Origin of the sequence: Pseudomonas sp. P5_152 (genome assembly GCF_033989915.1) — a bacterium.
Taxonomy (GTDB): Bacteria; Pseudomonadota; Gammaproteobacteria; order Pseudomonadales; family Pseudomonadaceae; genus Aquipseudomonas.
In genome coordinates this window covers 3,967,743-3,986,122 of the sequence record NZ_JASFAH010000002.1, presented here as the reverse complement: position 1 = coordinate 3,986,122, position 18,380 = coordinate 3,967,743, and the positions used below count along the sequence as shown (strand labels likewise).

At 58.5% G+C, this 18,380-nt stretch carries 10 protein-coding genes; 2 read left to right on the top strand and 8 right to left on the bottom strand.

Annotated elements, in window-relative coordinates; genetic code table 11:
- Window positions 1–24: 24 nt before the first annotated feature.
- The 3 genes from QMK50_RS17905 to QMK50_RS17895 all read right to left on the bottom strand — a co-directional run bounded on the left by QMK50_RS17905 (window position 25) and on the right by QMK50_RS17895 (window position 3,977).
- Window positions 25–2,229: an alpha-xenorhabdolysin family binary toxin subunit A gene (locus QMK50_RS17905; RefSeq protein ID WP_320333638.1), complete on the bottom strand. Its 2,205-nt coding sequence runs from the start codon at window positions 2,227–2,229 to the stop codon at window positions 25–27.
- Window positions 2,230–2,537: 308 nt separating this feature from the next.
- Window positions 2,538–3,293 (bottom strand): tetratricopeptide repeat protein, encoded by a 756-nt coding sequence (locus QMK50_RS17900; RefSeq protein ID WP_159993728.1) that lies wholly within the window; start codon window positions 3,291–3,293, stop codon window positions 2,538–2,540.
- Between the two features lie 3 nt (window positions 3,294–3,296).
- Window positions 3,297–3,977 (bottom strand): Fe2+-dependent dioxygenase, encoded by a 681-nt coding sequence (locus QMK50_RS17895; RefSeq protein ID WP_095169443.1) that lies wholly within the window; start codon window positions 3,975–3,977, stop codon window positions 3,297–3,299.
- A 208-nt stretch (window positions 3,978–4,185) separates the two neighbouring features.
- Here QMK50_RS17895 and QMK50_RS17890 point away from each other — a divergent pair, with 208 nt between their 5' ends.
- On the top strand, window positions 4,186–6,513 hold the full coding sequence (locus tag QMK50_RS17890) for a TonB-dependent siderophore receptor (protein ID WP_320333637.1): 2,328 nt from the start codon (window positions 4,186–4,188) through the stop codon (window positions 6,511–6,513).
- A gap of 130 nt (window positions 6,514–6,643) precedes the next feature.
- Window positions 6,644–9,175: a sulfite reductase flavoprotein subunit alpha gene (locus QMK50_RS17885; RefSeq protein ID WP_320333636.1), complete on the top strand. Its 2,532-nt coding sequence runs from the start codon at window positions 6,644–6,646 to the stop codon at window positions 9,173–9,175.
- 44 nt (window positions 9,176–9,219) lie between these two features.
- On the opposite strand, the gene QMK50_RS17880 is transcribed toward QMK50_RS17885, so the two are convergent.
- The 5 genes from QMK50_RS17880 to ptsP form a co-directional block, all read right to left on the bottom strand.
- Complete coding sequence (locus QMK50_RS17880; RefSeq protein ID WP_320333635.1) at window positions 9,220–10,122, bottom strand: hypothetical protein; 903 nt, start codon at window positions 10,120–10,122, stop codon at window positions 9,220–9,222.
- 88 nt (window positions 10,123–10,210) lie between these two features.
- A complete protein-coding gene (locus QMK50_RS17875; protein ID WP_320333634.1) occupies window positions 10,211–12,460 on the bottom strand; it encodes an alpha-xenorhabdolysin family binary toxin subunit A in 2,250 nt (749 codons plus the stop codon).
- 276 nt (window positions 12,461–12,736) lie between these two features.
- Window positions 12,737–14,476 (bottom strand): PTS fructose-like transporter subunit IIB, encoded by a 1,740-nt coding sequence (locus tag QMK50_RS17870; RefSeq protein WP_159993718.1) that lies wholly within the window; start codon window positions 14,474–14,476, stop codon window positions 12,737–12,739.
- A gap of 11 nt (window positions 14,477–14,487) precedes the next feature.
- On the bottom strand, window positions 14,488–15,429 hold the full coding sequence (gene pfkB / locus QMK50_RS17865; RefSeq protein ID WP_159993716.1) for a 1-phosphofructokinase: 942 nt from the start codon (window positions 15,427–15,429) through the stop codon (window positions 14,488–14,490).
- Window positions 15,429–18,290: a phosphoenolpyruvate--protein phosphotransferase gene (gene ptsP, locus QMK50_RS17860; RefSeq protein ID WP_320333633.1), complete on the bottom strand. Its 2,862-nt coding sequence runs from the start codon at window positions 18,288–18,290 to the stop codon at window positions 15,429–15,431. Before ptsP ends, pfkB begins: the two co-directional genes overlap by 1 nt.
- Window positions 18,291–18,380: the final 90 nt, after the last annotated feature.

The window sequence follows — 18,380 nt, the reverse complement described above, 5'->3', positions numbered from 1 at the left end:
CTGACCCACCCTCCGCCTGTGTATTTACAGCGTCAGTGACTTCAAATAGTTGATATCCTGTTTAATCTCGGCAATCGCAAACTCGACCCGAGCCTCGACAGGTTCCGCCTCATTCTCGGTAAACTTGCGGGACAGGCTCTCAAAGTAAACGAGCAAAGCGGAGAATTCAGCCACATAGCCCGAGCGTTCCTCATCGACTTTATCCAGTGCTTGCAACAACTCGATTTGTCCATCAGCACGCTCAACATCACTGCTACATTTTCTCGCTTGATCCTTCAGCTCGGTCAATCTCACTCTGAGCCTCTTCAGCTCCGCAACCATATTTAGATAGGAGACGGTCGTACCGATATCCTCGATTAAGTTTTTCAACGTATCGATGGCAAACATGACAACTTGAACTTGCGGGGGAGTCATGCCCAACTCCATCACCTTATCCTTCGACAACTCCATTTGCTTGCCAAGTTTTTGGATGCCTGCCTTGGCGATCAAGTCAATGCCATCAGACACCGACTTAATCTTCGGCTCCAACTCATCCCGCTGCTTTTCCAGGACAGCCTGACGTTCTTCGGCATACTTGCGCTCAACGTGCACCTCCTTCGCCAACTGCGCCGAATCATCCCGACTGTAGGGCACCAGCAGCTTTTTATTGAAGCTCTTCAGTTCGTCGAACTGCCCAGTGAGTCGACCAGATAATTTCTTCAACTCCTTTTGCATATCTGTACGAACTTCGCCCGCATCGATGGGCGATTTAACCTCTTCCTGAAACCCCTCCAACTTCTTTTGTGATTGTTTCAGATGAATAATCGTCGCATCACTGATCACCCGCAAGTTGACCGTAGCCTGGCTCGCAGCGAGCGCCAGCCCTTGGACTTTTTCAACTCTGCCCGGTTGATAATTCCAGCGCTCGAAAAGCATCTGCGCGGTAATATTGGCATCCTGGATTTGAGCGTTAGCGGCACGTAACTTAACAACATTGAATATTGAAATATCCGACTCAGCAAACGACCTGAACATTCTCATACCCTCTATACCCAGCAACTGGCCGGACTCATACTCTTTATCCGCCTCTGCAAATACACCAAGCAGTTGATCCGCACTGTTTTTTATTTGACTCCAAGGTTCGACGATACTCAACACTTGATTTTTAAATTGCCTTAGCGACAACGCATTATCGAGTAAATCAGCATCCTCTTTCGAAGCCTTGATATAAAGCGCCAGCGAATTCCATACCAACATAAGATTTTGCGTCGCAACTTCAGCCTCAATGGTCACGTCCCTGAGTTCCTGAAGATCAGTGCGTATTCGGTTCAATGAACTCAGCGTCTTGTTTTTACTGAGCATTTGCAGATTGTCGTGCTGCTGAGCTTCTTTCAAGGCATTTCGTTGCTTGCGAATTTCTTCGGCTTTGACGCCAGTGTAAATACCGAGAACCAGCCCCGCGATATTGAGACTCGCCGCCGCCATGATTGCGTCCTTGACCATCTTGTCATACTGCTGGCTGACCTGCTCAATCTCCTCCGAGCGCTCATCAATTTTCAGTTGAAGTTCCTTGATATCGCTTTGATAAGTATTCTCCGACACGGCTTTCAATCGCAGTTTGATATGCGGCAACACCTCTTCGCGCATCACGGATCCAAACTTGTCGATTTCATACCTCACCGACGTCGCCTTGGCATGGGCACTCTGTACTTTGCTTAGCATTTCATCAAGATAGCTTCTTAACTCATGTAGATCGCCCGCAGACAAATCGAGGGTAGGAAGCCCTGGATTCAGGAATTTCTGCTGGAGATACTTCTCCGGGGTATCGATACCGTGCTCTTCCAGGTAGCTCGATATTTTTTGGTCCTCGTAGATCTCGACGATTCCATTGCCAATCCGCAGGATGCTGCCGGCAAAGATCTTCAGATCAGTGCCCGTCATCATTATTTTTTCCCGCAGTGGCGACCAACTCCTGGCATGATCATAGGTTTTCCTGAACGTCACCTGGAAGTCACCGGCGGTCAACCCCGGACTGCCAGTATCCCCTTGGCCATAGTCCAGATACACAATGACATCGTCAATTTCCACGGGAAGCGACAAGCCAAGGACTTCATACTTTCGCAAACTGACTATTTGCTCTTTAGTCAGCTGAAATCCCGGTTCTCGATTGTATTCTTCGCCATCACCAACTGAAGCATCCACAAATAGCTTTGGCGCCAAGACTGCCGCATCAAGTATTTCATTATCCATCACTGAACTCCATTTCAGTGCCCCTACGGGCAGAATCAAATATTCTATTGTTGGCACCACTAATCCGCCATAAACCCAATAAAGATTTACACAGGGTGCCAACCAACATTAGTATCCAACCAACAAAACTTCCACTGGCCAAATGTTAAAAATAAACTCAACAATTGTTAGTTCAGCACACAAAACACAACACCCTAGGCAACACTTGTTTTTCGCGCACAGAAACACCACCCTCAAACTTAGTTTGGTGGCGCCGTCTTATACAATAAAAATCTTACCCCCAGAGATCAGGCGATAAATTTGAACACTTACAACTCGATTAGTTGAGCTAAGCGTATTTGATAGGCGTCCGCCATCTCGCGGATTTTTGGATGATCTGCGCCGAGTAACGATGCACTGCTGACCCGCAGGAAGTTCACATTGCCACCGACCAAGGCTTTCCTGAGCCACACAAGCGCTTCATCGACATGTCCGTCCTGCGCCAGCAACGTTGCATGGCTGAATTGCCCGCGAAAATCGCCACCTTCGGCTGACCGCCGATACCAGACGCGCGCCGCTGACGGATCGGCCGTGCAGGCCAGTCCTTCTTCCAGATAGCGCCCCAGCAGGTTCATTGATTTGGCGTGGCCGGCGTCAGCAGCGCGCCGATACAGGTTCAACGCCTGGACCTGATCCTCAGCCACTCCGCGCCCGGTTGCCAGCAAATTGGCATAGTTGTACAGCGCCCAGTCCAGGCCCGCATCGGCGGCGATTGCATAGTGCCGTGCGGCAACCGAAGCATCCGCCACACAACCCCAGCCATGCTCATGACAACGTCCGAGCATATTGCGCGCCATCAGGTGTCCGCCCCGGGCTGCGATTTCGAACCAACGCACGGCCAGTGCCTGATCCTTGGCGATGCCCCGCCCTTCCAGCAGGATCTGCCCCAGCAGCGCCTGGCCGTCGATGCTCCCGGCCTTGGCCGCCAGCACAATCGCCTGGGCCGCGCGGGCCGGGCTTTCGCCGAGCATGGCCCGCAGTTGCTCGCCGTTCAGGACTTCTTCACGGCGCAATCGAAAGTCCACGGCTCAGACCTCGACCCAGCGACGCAGCAGGTTGTGGTAGGTGCCGGTCAGGCGGATCAGCGACGGGTGATCTGGCATGTCCTGGGTCAGTTGCTGGATCGCTTCATCCATCTCGAACAGCAAGGCGCGCTGGCTGTCCTCGCGCACCAGGCTTTGGGTCCAGAAGAACGACGCGTACCGCGTGCCGCGCGTGACCGCATTGACCTTGTGCAGGCTGGTGCCCGGGTACAACACCAGATCGCCGGCCGGTAACTTCACGCGTTGGGTGCCGAAGGTGTCCTGGATTTCCAGCTCGCCACCGTCGTATTCGTCCGGGTCACTGAAGAACAGGGTCGACGACAGGTCGGTGCGCACGCGCTCGACGCTGCCCTTGGGCTGGCGCACGGCGTTGTCGATATGAAAGTCGAAACTGCCACCGGCGGTGTAGCAGTTGAGCAAGGGTGGGAAAACCTTGTGCGGCAACGCGGCGGACATGAAGCGTGGGTGCTTCCACAGTCGGTCGAGCATCGCTGCGCCGATTTCCTGGGCCAGCGGGTGGCCTTCTGGCAGTTGCAGGTTGTGCTTGGCCTTGGCCGATTGGAACCCGGCGGTGATCTTGCCATCGGCCCAATCAGCCTGCTGCAGCGCCTCGCGGATGCGCTGCACCTCTTCACGGGAGAACAAGCCGGGAATATGCAGCAGCATGGGGGCGACACCTGAAAGTCAAAGGATCGCAATGGTATTGATTCTTATTGACTATGTAAAACCGGCGTGACGAACGAGAACGTAAAAACCGTAAGGATAAATTGTAAAGAATGTAAATTAAATGCAAATGGCAATATTTCGCAATTGATACAAATACGTGTTTACCCTATATTCCGCGGCCTCAAATCCTTGGGGAGGGGAATTCACCATGTCACGCCAGCCACAACAATCACCGGTCAGCTCACCACGTTTGCTCGCTTCTGCAATTGGCGTGGCGATTACCGCCAGCTCCGCCGGCCACATGGTTTTCGCCGCAGAAAAGACTGACGCGAAAACCTCCGGCAATGCGATCGCACTGGACGCTACCAGCGTGACCGGTGAAGCCTCGGATGCGACCTCCTACCAGGTTGAAAAGGCTTCTTCGCCCAAGTACACCGCGCCGCTGATTGACACCCCACGCTCCGTGACCGTAATTCCACAGCAGGTCCTCAAGGACACTGGCGCCCTGAACATGCAGGATGCGCTGCGCACCGTGCCAGGCATCACCTTCGGTGCCGGTGAAGGGGGCAACCCGCAAGGCGACCGCCCATTCATCCGTGGTTTCGATGCCCAAGGCGACACCTACCTGGACGGCGTGCGCGACACTGGCTCGCAAAGCCGTGAAATCTTCGCCGTGGAGTCGATCGAAGTCAGCAAGGGCCCGAACTCCGCCATCGGCGGTCGCGGCGCCGCTGGCGGCACCATCAACCTGGTGAGCAAAAAAGCCCACCTGGGCGATTCGCTCGACGGTGGTTTCACCTGGGGCTCCGACCAGACCCAACGCTACACCCTGGACGGCAACTACCAGTTCAACGATAACGCCGCTGGCCGCCTGAACCTGATGAGCCACGAAAGCAACGTGGCCGGTCGCGACAGCATCGACTACGACCGTTGGGGCGTCGCACCATCCCTGGCGTTCGGCCTGGGTACCGACACCCGCGTCAACCTTGACTACTACCACCTGGAAAGCAACGACACTCCGGATTCGGGCATTCCCTACAGCATGCCGGCGTCAGGTCTTTCGGCCGACCGCAACAAGGGCAACCCGGATAAGCCGACCACCGGTGGCGGCAGTGACAGCAACTTCTACGGCCTGACTGACCGCGACTTCCGCAAGACCCGTACCGATACCGCGACCTTCGCCATCGAGCACGATCTGAACGACGCGCTGACCGTCAAGAACACCCTGCGCCACGGCAGCAGCATGCAGGACTACATCCTGACCCAGCCGGACGACAGCAAGGGCAACGTCAACAACGGCACCGTGTGGCGCCGCGCCAACACCCGTGTCAGCAACACCGACACCACCACCAACCAGACCGACCTGTTCGGCGACGTGTACATCGCCGGCTTCAAGAACAGCTTCTCCACCGGCATCGAGTTCAGCCGTGAAGAAAGCGAGAAGTCTTCGTACAACGTCAACACCAACACCGGGCTGAGCACCAGCAAGTGCAACCCGTCGCTGATCGGTGCTTCCAGCGGCTACAACTGCACCTCGCTGTCCAACCCGACACCGAGCGACCCATGGAACGGCGCGATCTCGCGTAACTACGCCGGCACCGATACCAAAGCCGACACCCGCGCCATCTACGTGTTCGACACCCTCGAACTGTCGCAGCAATGGCTGGTGAACATGGGCCTGCGTTACGACCATTTCGATACCAAGTACCGCACCTACGATGGTGCCGGCGCGACGGTCGTGAACAAAGGCATCGAAGCCAAGGGCGAGGACACCAGCGAGTTCATCACCGGTCAGTTCGGTGTGGTCTACAAGCCGGCGGAAAACGGCAGCATCTACGCTTCCTACGCCACTTCCGCGACGCCACCGGGCAACTACGTCGGTGAAGGCATGGAAGGCAACTCGCTGGCAGGCACCCCTGACCGTGCGGGCAACCAGCTCAAGAGCGACATGGAGCCGGAAACCACCAAGAACTACGAAATTGGTACCAAGTGGGACCTGCTGAACGATCGCCTGTCGTTGACCGCCGATATCTTCCGCACCGAGAAAGACAACGCCCGCGTCCAGGTCGATAGCACCACCTACGAAAACGCCGGCAAAACCCGGGTCCAGGGTCTCGAACTGTCGGCCAGCGGCAAGCTCACCGACAAATGGCAAGTCTTCGCCGGCTATGCCTACATGGACAGCGAGCAAGTCGACGGCGGCCCGCTCAGCGTGACCGATGGCAACGAGTTGCCGAACACCCCGAAAAACAGCGCCAGCGTCTGGACCACTTACCAGGTCACGCCGAAGCTGACGGTCGGTGGCGGTGCGTTCTACGTCGATGACGTATTCGGCAGCGTGGCCAACACCACCATGGTCGACTCCTACGTGCGTTACGACGCCATGGCTGCCTACAAGCTGAGCAAAAACGTCGACCTGCAACTGAACGTGCAGAACCTCACCGACGAGACCTACTACGACAAGGCGTTCTCGACCCACTTCGCCAACCAGGCGGCGGGCCGGACGGCATTGTTGAGCACCAACTTCCACTTCTAAAGGAAGCGTGCAGCCCAAGGCCCCGTTCATCTCGATGAGCGGGGCTTTTGTGCGTAAAGAAACAGGCTTACCGATAACACACGGCATAATGCGCGCCGTGAAATACATTTGAACGAACAAGGCGGTCGACGTGTTGAAGAAAACCCTGTTCCAGCTGCACTGGTTCTTCGGTATCAGCGCGGGGCTGGTCCTGGCGCTGATGGGTTTTACCGGGGCCACCGTGTCGTTTCAGGACGAGATCCTGCGCGCACTCAACCCCCAGGTGCTGCAGGTGGAAAAACTTCCTGCCGGGGTGTTGCCACCCGCCGACCTGGTGGCCAGGGTCGAAACCAGCGAGGGCAAAAAAGTCTCGATGCTCTGGGTCGACATCGACAACGGTTATGCCGCGCGCCTGTTCTTCACCCCACCGCCGGGCGAACGACGCGGGCAGATGCGCTACGTCAATCCCTACACTGGCGAGCTCATGGGCGAGGTGGTTGGCCAGGACTTTTTTGGCCTGATGCTGCAACTGCACCGCTTTCTCGCCATGGGTGATCTCGGTCGACAAATCACCGGTGCCTGTACCCTGATCCTGGTGTTTTTCTGCCTTTCCGGGCTGTACCTGCGCTGGCCACGCCAGTGGCGCAGCTGGCGCGTCTGGCTGACCCTGGACTGGCGCAAAAAAGGCCGGGCCTTCAACTGGGACCTGCACTCGGTGGCCGGCACCTGGTGCCTGCTGGCGTACCTGCTGGCCGCGCTGACCGGGCTGACCTGGTCCTACGAGTGGTATAGCAAGGGCGTGACCAAACTACTCTCCGACGGACCGCAAATGGAGCGTGTACGCCAGCCGCGCGGTGGGCCGCCCCCGACCGGTCCGGCGCTGGTGGTCGACTACAACGCAGTCTGGAGCAGCATCTACAGCGTTGCAGGCCCGGACCTGAGCGCGTACAACGTGCGCCTGCCGCCGGTGGCCGGCCAGCAGGCCACGGTCTACTACCTGTTGAAGACCTCGCCCCATGACCGCGCGCTGAACCAGATCAGCCTCGACCCGGCCACCGGGATCATCAAGCGTCATGACCGCTACAGCGACAAGAGCCTCAATGCGCAATTGCTCACCAGCATCTACGCGCTGCACGTGGGCAGTTACTTCGGGCTCGCCGGGCGCATCGTGCTGATGGTCACATCCCTGCTGATGCCGCTGTTTTTCATCACCGGCTGGTTGCTGTACCTCGATCGACGACGCAAGAAACGCCAGGTCCAGCAGGCTCGCAAAGACCTCGCGCCAGCCACCGGCGATGCCCCGGCCTGGCTGATCGGGTTTGCCAGCCAGAGCGGTTTTGCCGAGCAACTGGCCTGGCAGACCGCCAGCCAACTGCAGGCCGCCGGCTTGCCGGTCAAGGTCCAGCCGTTGGCCGACCTGAGCGAACAGGACCTGCGCGACTCAAGCAACGCGCTGTTTGTGGTCAGTACCTTTGGCGACGGGGAAGCACCGGACAGTGCCCGTGGTTTCGAGCGCAAGGTGCTGGGCCGGGCGGCGAGCCTGTCCAGCCTCAACTATGCGGTGCTGGGGTTGGGCGACCGGCAATACCAGCACTTCTGTGGCTTCGCCCGACGCTTGCATGGCTGGCTGGCCGAGCACGGTGGCACCACCCTGTTTGCCCCGGTGGAAGTCGACAGTGCCGACCCCTACGCCTTGAGTCATTGGCAGCAGCAACTCGGCCAACTGACCGGCCACACCCAGGTCACCACCTGGCAAGCCCCAAGCTACAACCATTGGACCTTGAGCAAACGTGAGCTGTTGAACCCGGACAGCAGCGGTGGCGAAGTGTATTTACTCGGCCTGACCGCCCCCGACACCAGCAGTTGGCTGGCCGGCGACCTGGTGGAAGTGCTGCCACGCAACTGCCCGTGGGCGGTCGAGCACTTCCTTGAGGGGCTGGCTATCCCGGGCGAGACGGCGGTACAGCTCGATGGTTTGCTCGAGACCCTCGAGCAGGCCTTGGCCAGCCGCCAGTTGCCGGACAATCGCACACACCTGGTCGGCTTGCATGCCCAGGCCCTGGTGGACGCCTTGGTACCCCTGGCGATGCGTGAATACTCGATTGCCTCGATTGCCGCCGACGGCGTGCTCGAGTTGATCGTGCGCCAGGAGCGTCGCCCCGACGGCAGCCTGGGTATCGGCTCTGGCTGGCTGACCGAACACGCGACCGTCGGTTCGGCGATCAGCCTGCGGGTGCGGCGCAACAGCGGCTTCCATCTGCCGGCCGCCCCGGCACCAATGATCCTGCTCGGCAACGGCACCGGCCTGGCCGGCCTGCGCAGCCTGCTCAAGGCCCGCATCGCCGACGGCCAGACCCGCAACTGGTTGCTGTTTGGCGAACGTAATCGCGCGCATGACTACCTATGCCGCGACGAGCTGGAAAGTTGCTTGATCGAGGGCGACCTGGAACGCCTGGACCTGGCGTTCTCACGGGACCAGGCCGAGAAAATCTACGTTCAGGATCGCCTGCGCGAACACGCCAGCGTGCTCAAGCAATGGCTGGCCGACGGCGCCGTGATCTACATCTGCGGCAGTCTGCAAGGGATGGCTTCAGGGGTGGACCAGGTGCTCAACGAGGTATTGGGCGCCGAGGTAGTGTTGCAGTTGATCGAGCAAGGGCGTTATCGCCGCGACGTTTACTGACCTTGGCCGGACGTCGCCTAAGGCGCGTCCGGCCCCCTAGAAATTCATTCTTCATCCGCACCATAAGAGGTGCGAGTACTCTCGAACTCCGACCACTCTCCAAGGTGTTCAGCCCTTACTCGAAGACCAACAAGCACCTCGGCGAGCAATTCACACGCCAGCAACAGCGTAGAGAACCTCGACACGGGTGTGATCGTCGAGAGTCGCTTTATCATCGTGCGAAAAAAATACTGAATCCGATACAGGAAGTCCCCAAGGTTCAATAACGCCGAGGACGTAGAAGCGTAGATTCGTACCAACCGGTCCAGCTCGACTTTCCTATTCAAGTCATCCTCAATGATGCTTTCCCACAACTCGGTAACGAAAGTCGTCCGCTCCCCACAGAAGAACCAGTTTTCACATATGCTCTGTGGCGCTTGTGTGGAAGGAGGATAAGGTTCAGACGCTTTCGTCCTAAAGACCGGGGCAAACAGCTTGTGGATATCCTGCCCAAGCGAACTGACTTTAGATGAGAACTCCTCCACAAATGACAAGGTATTGGCGTACTCTCTCAACACCTGATCTATGACGCCGGTGACCTGGTACTTTCGGCAAGTGCCATTGTCAGCTTCGGTAAAATTGAACGAGTCGCAAAACATCGTGTTCAACAGTAAGCGCCGGTCATTCGGAGCGTGAAGCAAGGCTCGACGACAGGCCGCATGCAACACTTCCCCCCTATTGACACATCCTATAATTTCTTCACTTAAAGTTTGCGTCTGACGCGTCAAATAATTAAACCGTTCCAGATTCGTTTTCGCTACATCACTGAGCTCTTTGGCGTACAGCGCCAACACCGGCACGAACTGCGGTCGATGGGTTACAACATCCCGATACCCTATCTGCAATAAAAACTTATAGTATTTTCTAACAGAAATGTAATCCTCGCCGCTAAATAAAAGCACATCCATGGCTGATACCCCAGTAAATGAACGCAAGAAAAAATCGCGTGCCATTAACCCTGGCACGCGACTTTTCGGGGTGTTTAGTTAACTGCAGTTACAGATAGGTTACCGGATCAAGAAACCTGACAAAGGTGCTCGCCTCTTGCATGAATCCAGCAACCTGATCCTGTAGGCCAATGGCCTTATAGTCCGCCAGGCTCACCAGGAATCGGCTGACTGCGGCAGCCGCAACCGCATACTCCTCGACATACAGTTTTCGCTGATCATCCATCGCATGAAAGGCTTTGATCAACTCCACTTTATCGTTGATGTTTCGCCCCTTTCGATTTTCAACGGCTATTTCTTGATAAATCTCCTCGACAGTCACCCGCAGCGTGTGACTTTCCTTAATCATCGATACAAACGAAATACTTTTGACCAGTCCTTCCAAATCCTGTTTCAGCTTCTCGACCGCGGCCATCACCAATTGCACCTGAGGCGGAGTTGCGCCTAGCTCCTTTACTTTATCCAGAGTGAGCTCCACAGACTTAAAGGCCTCTGAAAGCCCAATTTTATTGAGCTCATCCACCGCATCTGAAATAGTATTCAACTTCTTTTCAGGCTCAACCAACTTGCCGTTCAGACGCACAAGTACAGCTGCATGATCAACTAAATCCGTCTGGAGCGCGGCCATGAAGCCCGCGGTCATACCTTGATCAAACGGCACGCTGATCGCGACCCTGCGCTCAATCACTTTGTTTGACATGCGAGAGGCCGCTTCATGCGCTTGCGCCAATAACTCAACCTGCTCGCTGTGGATATCTTCAACCTCATCGGATCCATCGGCCAATTCTTGATTGAGCGCAGCCAACTGGGCGATTCGGGATTTAAGATCAAGTTTTGTCGTCAAGGCTGACTCTGCCAGATCACGTAAGCTGCCGCTGACCTCGCCCTGCACGCCCTCAAACACTTCACTCACTGTTGGTAAATAGTTGCTCTTGAGGAAATACATCCTGGCTTTGACAGCCTCATCGCGCAACTGCCCACTGCAATTACGCAGGACATCAATCCTCAACTCTGGATAGGTTTGAGTTTGCACCAGCGTTTTCATGCTCTTCGCTCCTTGAATACCATACCCAGCCTTGAACTCTTCGTCGGCCTCCTTGAACAGTTCCACCAGTGCATCAGCGTTCTGATGAATTTCGGCCCACGGTGCCGCCACCAATCTGAACTGGGTCATGAACTGCCTCAGTTTGACAGCGTCCTCCATTTTCGAGATCTCCTTGGCGGACTGACTCGTATAGTTATGAATCACGTTCCAGACATGAATCAGATTTTTTGTCGCCACGTCGGCCTCGACCGCAACGACAGTCAGATTCTGCATATCTGATCTGACCCGTTGAAGTGAACCCAGAGTTTTATTCATGCTGGAAAGCTGCTTGATTGCGTCATCCTGCTCTTCGCTCAGGTTATTGCGCTCGGCACGGGTATTTTCAGCTTCAACGCCGTAATAAATCGCAACACCCAACCCAATGAGAGAAAACCTCGAGACTGCCGTCAACGATTGATTGACCAACGCCTTATATTGAGCGTTTAATTCATCGATACGGGTCGCACGCCGCTCAATTCCATTATTCAGAACTTCAATATCGGAAGCGTAGGTATTATTCGAGATAAAGGCGGCCAACAACTTTATGCGAGGCGTTATTTCTTCACGCAGTTCTACTGCAAAACTGTCCAGATCATTTTTTATGCTGAGGACATCATCCAGGTATTCCCGTATTTGGCTGGCAATCAAGTCCAGCACATCACCTAGATCAGTTACGATTTCGTTATCCAGTAACAACCCAGGAAATTCATGCCCTGCCTTAAGCTCCCACTCTCGCAATTGCTCATAGGTCGAGATATTGTGGGTTTCCAACCTGTTGACGGTCCGCACATCACTGTAGACTTCCTCTACCGTTCGACTGTAAACGGCCATGTTCAAACCAAACAGTCTCAAGTGAGTACCGGTCAGCATGATGCGTGCACGCAATGGTTGCCATCTGATGGCATGGTTGAATACTTTATTGAATGTTGCTAAAAAATCCGCTGCCCGAAATCCGTCCCCTCCGTCGTGCAGATCGCCGAAACTCAAATAACGGTAAACATCGCCACTGGTTTGCGGGAGTGCCAATCCGGCTGCTTCATACTTTCTAAGATCAATGATCTGTTTTTTGGTGAGCAACAATCCTGCCGGGCGAATAATCTCACTCGACGAGCCGCTCGACAAGGACAGCATGCCCTTGGGAACCGCCGCGGCAAAACTGGCAATTTCTTCCGTGGTTTTATCTTTTAACGAGGCTTCCCACAACTGCACGTCCATAACAACTCCTTTTGATATGAAAAACCAATCACTGGCTTAATTATGCCCATAAAGCGAAGTAACAACTCCACTTAGCAGACACCATATTCAAAAGATTAGACAGTCAACGCGACACTAAGCAAGCCAGAAAAAAAGCGCTTTGTATGCACATATTCCAGAAGCGCCAGCACAAACAAGATCTTAATATTCACACCAACTTAAACCGACATAAGTGGAATACAGTAGGCTGGACAACAACCTGGCTAGCTCAGGTCGAGTCGAGCCTACTGCTTGTCCTTATACGCTGGCCGGCTCCAGCACCAGTTCGGTCGCCTCTGGACGCTTGAGCAGCGCATACACCACTGCCGTCAACAGGCTACCCGCGACAATTGCCAGCAAGTACAACAGGGCATGGTTGATCGCGTTGGGGATCAGCATCACGAACAGCCCGCCGTGGGGCGCCATCAGTTTGCAGCCGAAGTACATCGACAGCGCACCGGTCAGGGCGCCCCCGGCGATGCTGGCCGGGATCACCCGCAGCGGGTCCTTGGCGGCGAACGGGATCGCCCCTTCGGAAATGAAACACAGCCCCAGCACCAAAGCCGCTTTACCTGCCTCGCGCTCAGCCTGGGCGAACTTGCGCCGGGCGATGAAGGTGGCGATACCCAAGCCGATTGGCGGCACCATGCCGGCGGCCATGGTGGCGGCCATCGGCGCATAACTCTGCGAGGCCAACAGCCCCACCGAGAACGCATAGGCCGCTTTGTTGATCGGCCCACCGAGGTCAACACACATCATCCCACCCAGTAGTACCCCCAGCAGGATCGCATTGGTGGTACCCATGCTATCGAGGAAGTGGGTGAGTCCGGTGAGCATCCCGGCCACCGGCTTGCCCACCACGTAGATCATCACCAACCCGGTGAACAGGCTCGCCAGCAGTGGAATGATCAGGATCGGTTTGAGCGCTTCCAGGCTTTGCGGCAAACGTGCATAACGATTGATCGCCTGCGCGGCGTACCCGGCGATAAAGCCGGCAATGATCCCGCCGATGAAACCGGCGCCCAGAGTGCTCGCCAGCAAGCCGCCGATCATCCCCGGCGCCAGGCCCGGACGGTCGGCAATCGAATAGGCGATGTAACCCGCCAGCAAAGGCACCATCAACTTGAACGCGGTTTCGCCGCCGATCTGCATCAAGGCCGCCGCCAGGCTGCCCTGCTCCTTGAACGCCTCGATGCCGAACACGAAGGACAAGGCGATCATCAGGCCACCCGCCACCACCATCGGCAGCATGAACGAGACGCCAGTCAGCAGGTGTTTGTAGACGCCAGTCTTCTGCGTCTTGACCGGGCTACCCGCCACGGCCGCTGCACTTTCCAGCTTGCCTTCGGCCAGCGCCTTGTTCAGGGTCGCCTCGGCTTGCTTGAGGGCGATGCTGGTGCCACAACGGTAGATTTTCTTACCGGCAAAACGCTCGGTTGGCACTTCAATATCTGCCGCCAGCAGCACCACGTCGGCCTCACTGATCGCCTGGGCGCTCAACGGATTGCGCGCTCCCACCGAGCCCTGGGTTTCCACTTGCAACTCGTAGCCCAGGCGCTTGGCCGCTTGCTGCAAGGCCTCGGCCGCCATGAACGTGTGGGCCACGCCCGTCGGGCAGGCCGTGACGGCCACCAGGCGCGGCGCTGACTGACTGGCGCTGACTGGCTCGACAATGGCCAGCGGCGCGCTGTAGACCTGAGCCTCCTCGGCGCCCCGACGCAGCACCCCATCGACATCCTGCAGGGCCTGGGACGGCGTGCTCTGGAACAGGCGCTTGCCGACGAACCGCGACAGGTCTACCGCCCCGGTGCTGACCAGCAACACCCATTCGGCATCATCGATGACGGCAGCCGACAGCTGACGCTCGGGGTGCGCCCCATCGTGCACTTCGACACTGGTGCTCCAGCCCTGGCGCTGCGCCGCAGCGTCCAGCAGCCGGGCGCACAGCACACTGGTGACCATGCCATTGGGGCAGGCAGTAACAATGGCTAACTTCATGACCAACCCTCTTATTGTTCTGTCAGGGGGCGAACACGCACCGCCTGTTCAAGCTGCGCCAACTGCGCCGTGTCGTGGATGCCAAAACCGATCTGGGTCACTGCCTGCGCGGCAATCGCGGTGGCGGTTCGCAGTGTCTGCTCCGGGGTGTCGGCACTGAGCAGGCCGTGCAACATGCCCGCCAGCAAGGAATCGCCGGCCCCCACCGTGCTGGCCACGCTGACCCTGGGCGGTGTGGCATGCAGCGCCGAGCCGACACTGAACCAGTTGACCCCATCGGCGCCGTGGGAAATCACCACGTGCTCAATACCTTGCGCGTGCAAGCGGCTCGCCGCCTCGGCCTGGGCCGCCAGCGACACCACCGCGCAATCGAGCACCTCAGCCAGCTCTTCGCTGTTGGGCTTGATCAACCATGGTCCGGCTGCCAGCCCTGCGCGCAGCGCTTCACCGCTGGTGTCCAGGGCGACTTTCAAGCCCTTGGCCTTGAGCCGGCGCAACAGTGCCTGCAACCACTGGGCGCTGACACCACGAGGCAGGCTGCCGGCGATCACCACCGCAGCATGCCCGGGGGCAATCTGCTCCAGCCGATCAAGCAACGCTTGCTGCGCCACCGCACTGATCACCGGGCCTGGACCATTGAGGTCGGTGATGCGTCCGTCGTCTTCGGCCACCTTGATATTGCTGCGGGTTTCCCCTGGAACGCGGACAAAGGCGTCGACAAAACCACGACGGGCGAACAACGCCTCGAACGCCTGAAGATTGTCCTCGCCCAGAAAGCCGCTGACGGTCACTTGGTGCCCCAGGTCGGCCAGCACCTGCGCCACGTTCACGCCTTTACCAGCAGCGTGAGTGTGCATGACGGTGCTGCGATTGACCTGACCGGGCGCCAGCAGCGGCAACTGCACCGTGAGGTCCAGGGCCGGATTGAGGGTCAGGGTTAAGATGCGGGCCATTACAGCGTCTCCACTAATTCGCGCACTTGCTGTGCGCTGCCCACGGCCAATGCCTGTTGGGCCAATTGTTGTACCTGCGCCAGGCTCAGTTCACGCACCCGCGCCTTGACCTCGGCGATGCTGCGCGCGCCGACGCTCAATTCGTCCACCCCCAGGCCGACCAGCACCGGTACCGCCAGGGGATCCGCCGCCAGCTCGCCGCACACCCCCACCCATTTGCCATGGGCATGGGCGGCACGCACGGTGATGTCGATCAGTTGCAGGACCGCCGGGTGCAGGCCATCAGCCTGAGCCGACAAGGTCGGGTGACCGCGGTCGATGGCCAGGGTGTATTGGGTCAGGTCGTTGGTGCCGATGCTGAAGAAGTCGACTTCGCGGGCCAGGACCGGCGCCAGCAACGCAGCCGACGGCACCTCGATCATGATCCCCAGTTGCAGGTCGGCTACCGGGATTTCCAGGCGCAGGCGCTCGGTCATGTCCCGCGCCTGCCGCCACTCGTCGACGCTGCCGACCATGGGGAACATGATCCGCAGCGGGCGGTTGTCGGCGGCGCGCAACAAGGCGCGCAACTGCCCCTCCATGATTTGCGGACGCTGCAGAGTCAGGCGAATGCCGCGCACGCCGAGGAAGGGGTTTTCTTCCTTGGCGATCGGCCAGTAAGGCAGCGGCTTGTCACCGCCGACATCGAGGGTTCGTACCACCAGCGGACGTGCGCCCAAACCATCGAGCACCCGCCGGTATTCGGCTTCCTGGGTGGCTTCATCAGGGGCTTGCGGGTGGGCCATGAAAATCAGTTCGGTGCGCAGCAAGCCGATACCTTCGGCGCCCTGCTCCACCGCACTGGCCACTCCGGAGCTTTCGCCAATGTTGGCGAACACTTCCACGGCATGCCCGTCGCGGGTCAGTGCCGGTTGATGGCGTTGTTCGGCGGCAGCCTTGAGGCGTTGCTCGCGGGTATCGCGCTCCTGGCTGGCGCGCTGCAAGGTTGCGGCATCGGCGTCGACATGCAATCGCCCACGCTGGCCATCGAGCAGCAACGGTGTGCCCGGGGCCAGCAGCAACACCGCCGCGCCGGCACCGACCAGCGCCGGGATTCCCAGTGCACGGGCGACAATGGCGCTGTGGGCGGTGGCGCCACCACGGGCGGTGAGAATGCCGGCCACGCGGGCCGGGTCCAGGCGGGCCACATCCGAGGGACCGACTTCATCCATTACCAGGATGTAGGGTTGCTCTGGCTCGCTTGGGGTCGGGATGCCACACAGTTGCGCCAGCACCCGGCGCCCGATGTCGCGCAAGTCCGCGGCCCGCTCGGCGAGCAAGGCATCCTGCAACGACTCCTGCTGCCGGGCCGCAGCCTCGATCACGGCCATCCAGGCCGCTTCGGCGCTTTCGTCCTGCTTCAGACGCGTATCGACTTCGTCCGTCAGCTCCGGGTCGTCGAGCATTTCCTGATGGGTAATGAAAATCTCGCGAATGGCCTTGGCCTTGCTGCGCTGGATCAGGCCTTCGATGTCGCGGCGCACCTCGGCCAGGGCGGCGTGCAGACGCTCGCGCTCTGTCGCCGTGGACTCGCCGCGCAACGGGTATTCGATGGTTTGCTGGACCTGGATATGGGCAGGACCGATGGCGATTCCGGGGGCGGCGGCGATCGCCTGGATCAGGCTGCCGGAAGCCGGTGCGACCAGCACCGTGGTGATATCGGCGATGACTTGCGGCTGTGCGCTGATGGCGGGCAAGGGTTCAACCTCTTCACCCAGGCCCTCTTCGATCGCCGCCAACAAGGCCGGCAGCGCGTCGCTGGCAATGCTCGGCTCGGCGATCAGTTCCAGCACCTGGCCACGACGGGCGCCCAGGCTCAGCAACTTGCTCAGGCTTTTCACCGAGACGGCACTGTCCTGGCCATCGACGATGCGCACGCGAATCTCACCCTCAAAACTTTTAGCCAACTGCGCCAGGATCTTCGCCGGGCGGGCATGCAGGCCGTGGGCGTTGGCCAGGGCGATCCGGGCGCTCGGCCAATCGGCCGGCAGCTCGCCGCCCAGCACTTCCAGCACCGCGCGCCGGCTGGTAGCGCGGCCCAACTCGTGGCCACGACCTTCAATCAGCAACGCGCACAAGCGTTCCAGCAAGGCCTGGTGGGCCTCGCCGAGGCTGGCCAGGCAAAACAGCCCGCTCAGCGGTTGGCCCAGGTAACGAATCGGCTTGTCCGGGGTGACAAACGCCAGGCCCGGACGCTTGACCGTTTGCTCACTGTGCAACCACCACAGCCCGTCGCCCAGCGGCAACGCCTCGACCTGTTGCAAGACCGCCGAGAAGCCGTTGCTCACGCAGTCGGCCTGGCGCAACAAGCGCGCGCCGCGCCATACCAGTTCTTCAAAATCGTCGGCGGACACGCCCAGGCCGATCATCTGCGCATCCAGCGCCAGTTCCTGCGGCGCCCCCTGCAGCAGTTTGAGCAACGCTTCGGCGCTACTGGCGCGGCGCAGGGCCTGGCCCAGGTCGGTTTCGCCGAGGGCGCGGGTGAGCAATTGCAGCAGGCGCAGGTGCTCATCGGACTTGGCCGCAATACCGATCGCCAGGTACACGATCTGCCCATCGCCCCAGTCCACGCCTTCAGGGAACTGCAACAGGCGCACGCCGGTGGTGTGCACCAGCTCGCGGGTATCCGGGGTGCCGTGGGGGATGGCAATACCTTGACCGAGAAAGGTCGAGCCCTGGGCTTCTCGCGCCTGCAACCCGCTGAGGTAACCCTCGGCTACCAGGCCATCGGCGACCAGTTTGTCGGCCAGCAGGTGCAATGCAGCGGCTTTATCCACAGCGCTCTGGGCCATGGATATCTGCTCTATGGTGAGCTCGAGCATCGGTTCTCCTTTTTGGCGCCTTGGGGCACCAGGTATTGTTTTGAATGAATCAGCTTAGGCTTTTATCCGTGCACTTTTTCAGGGCATTGT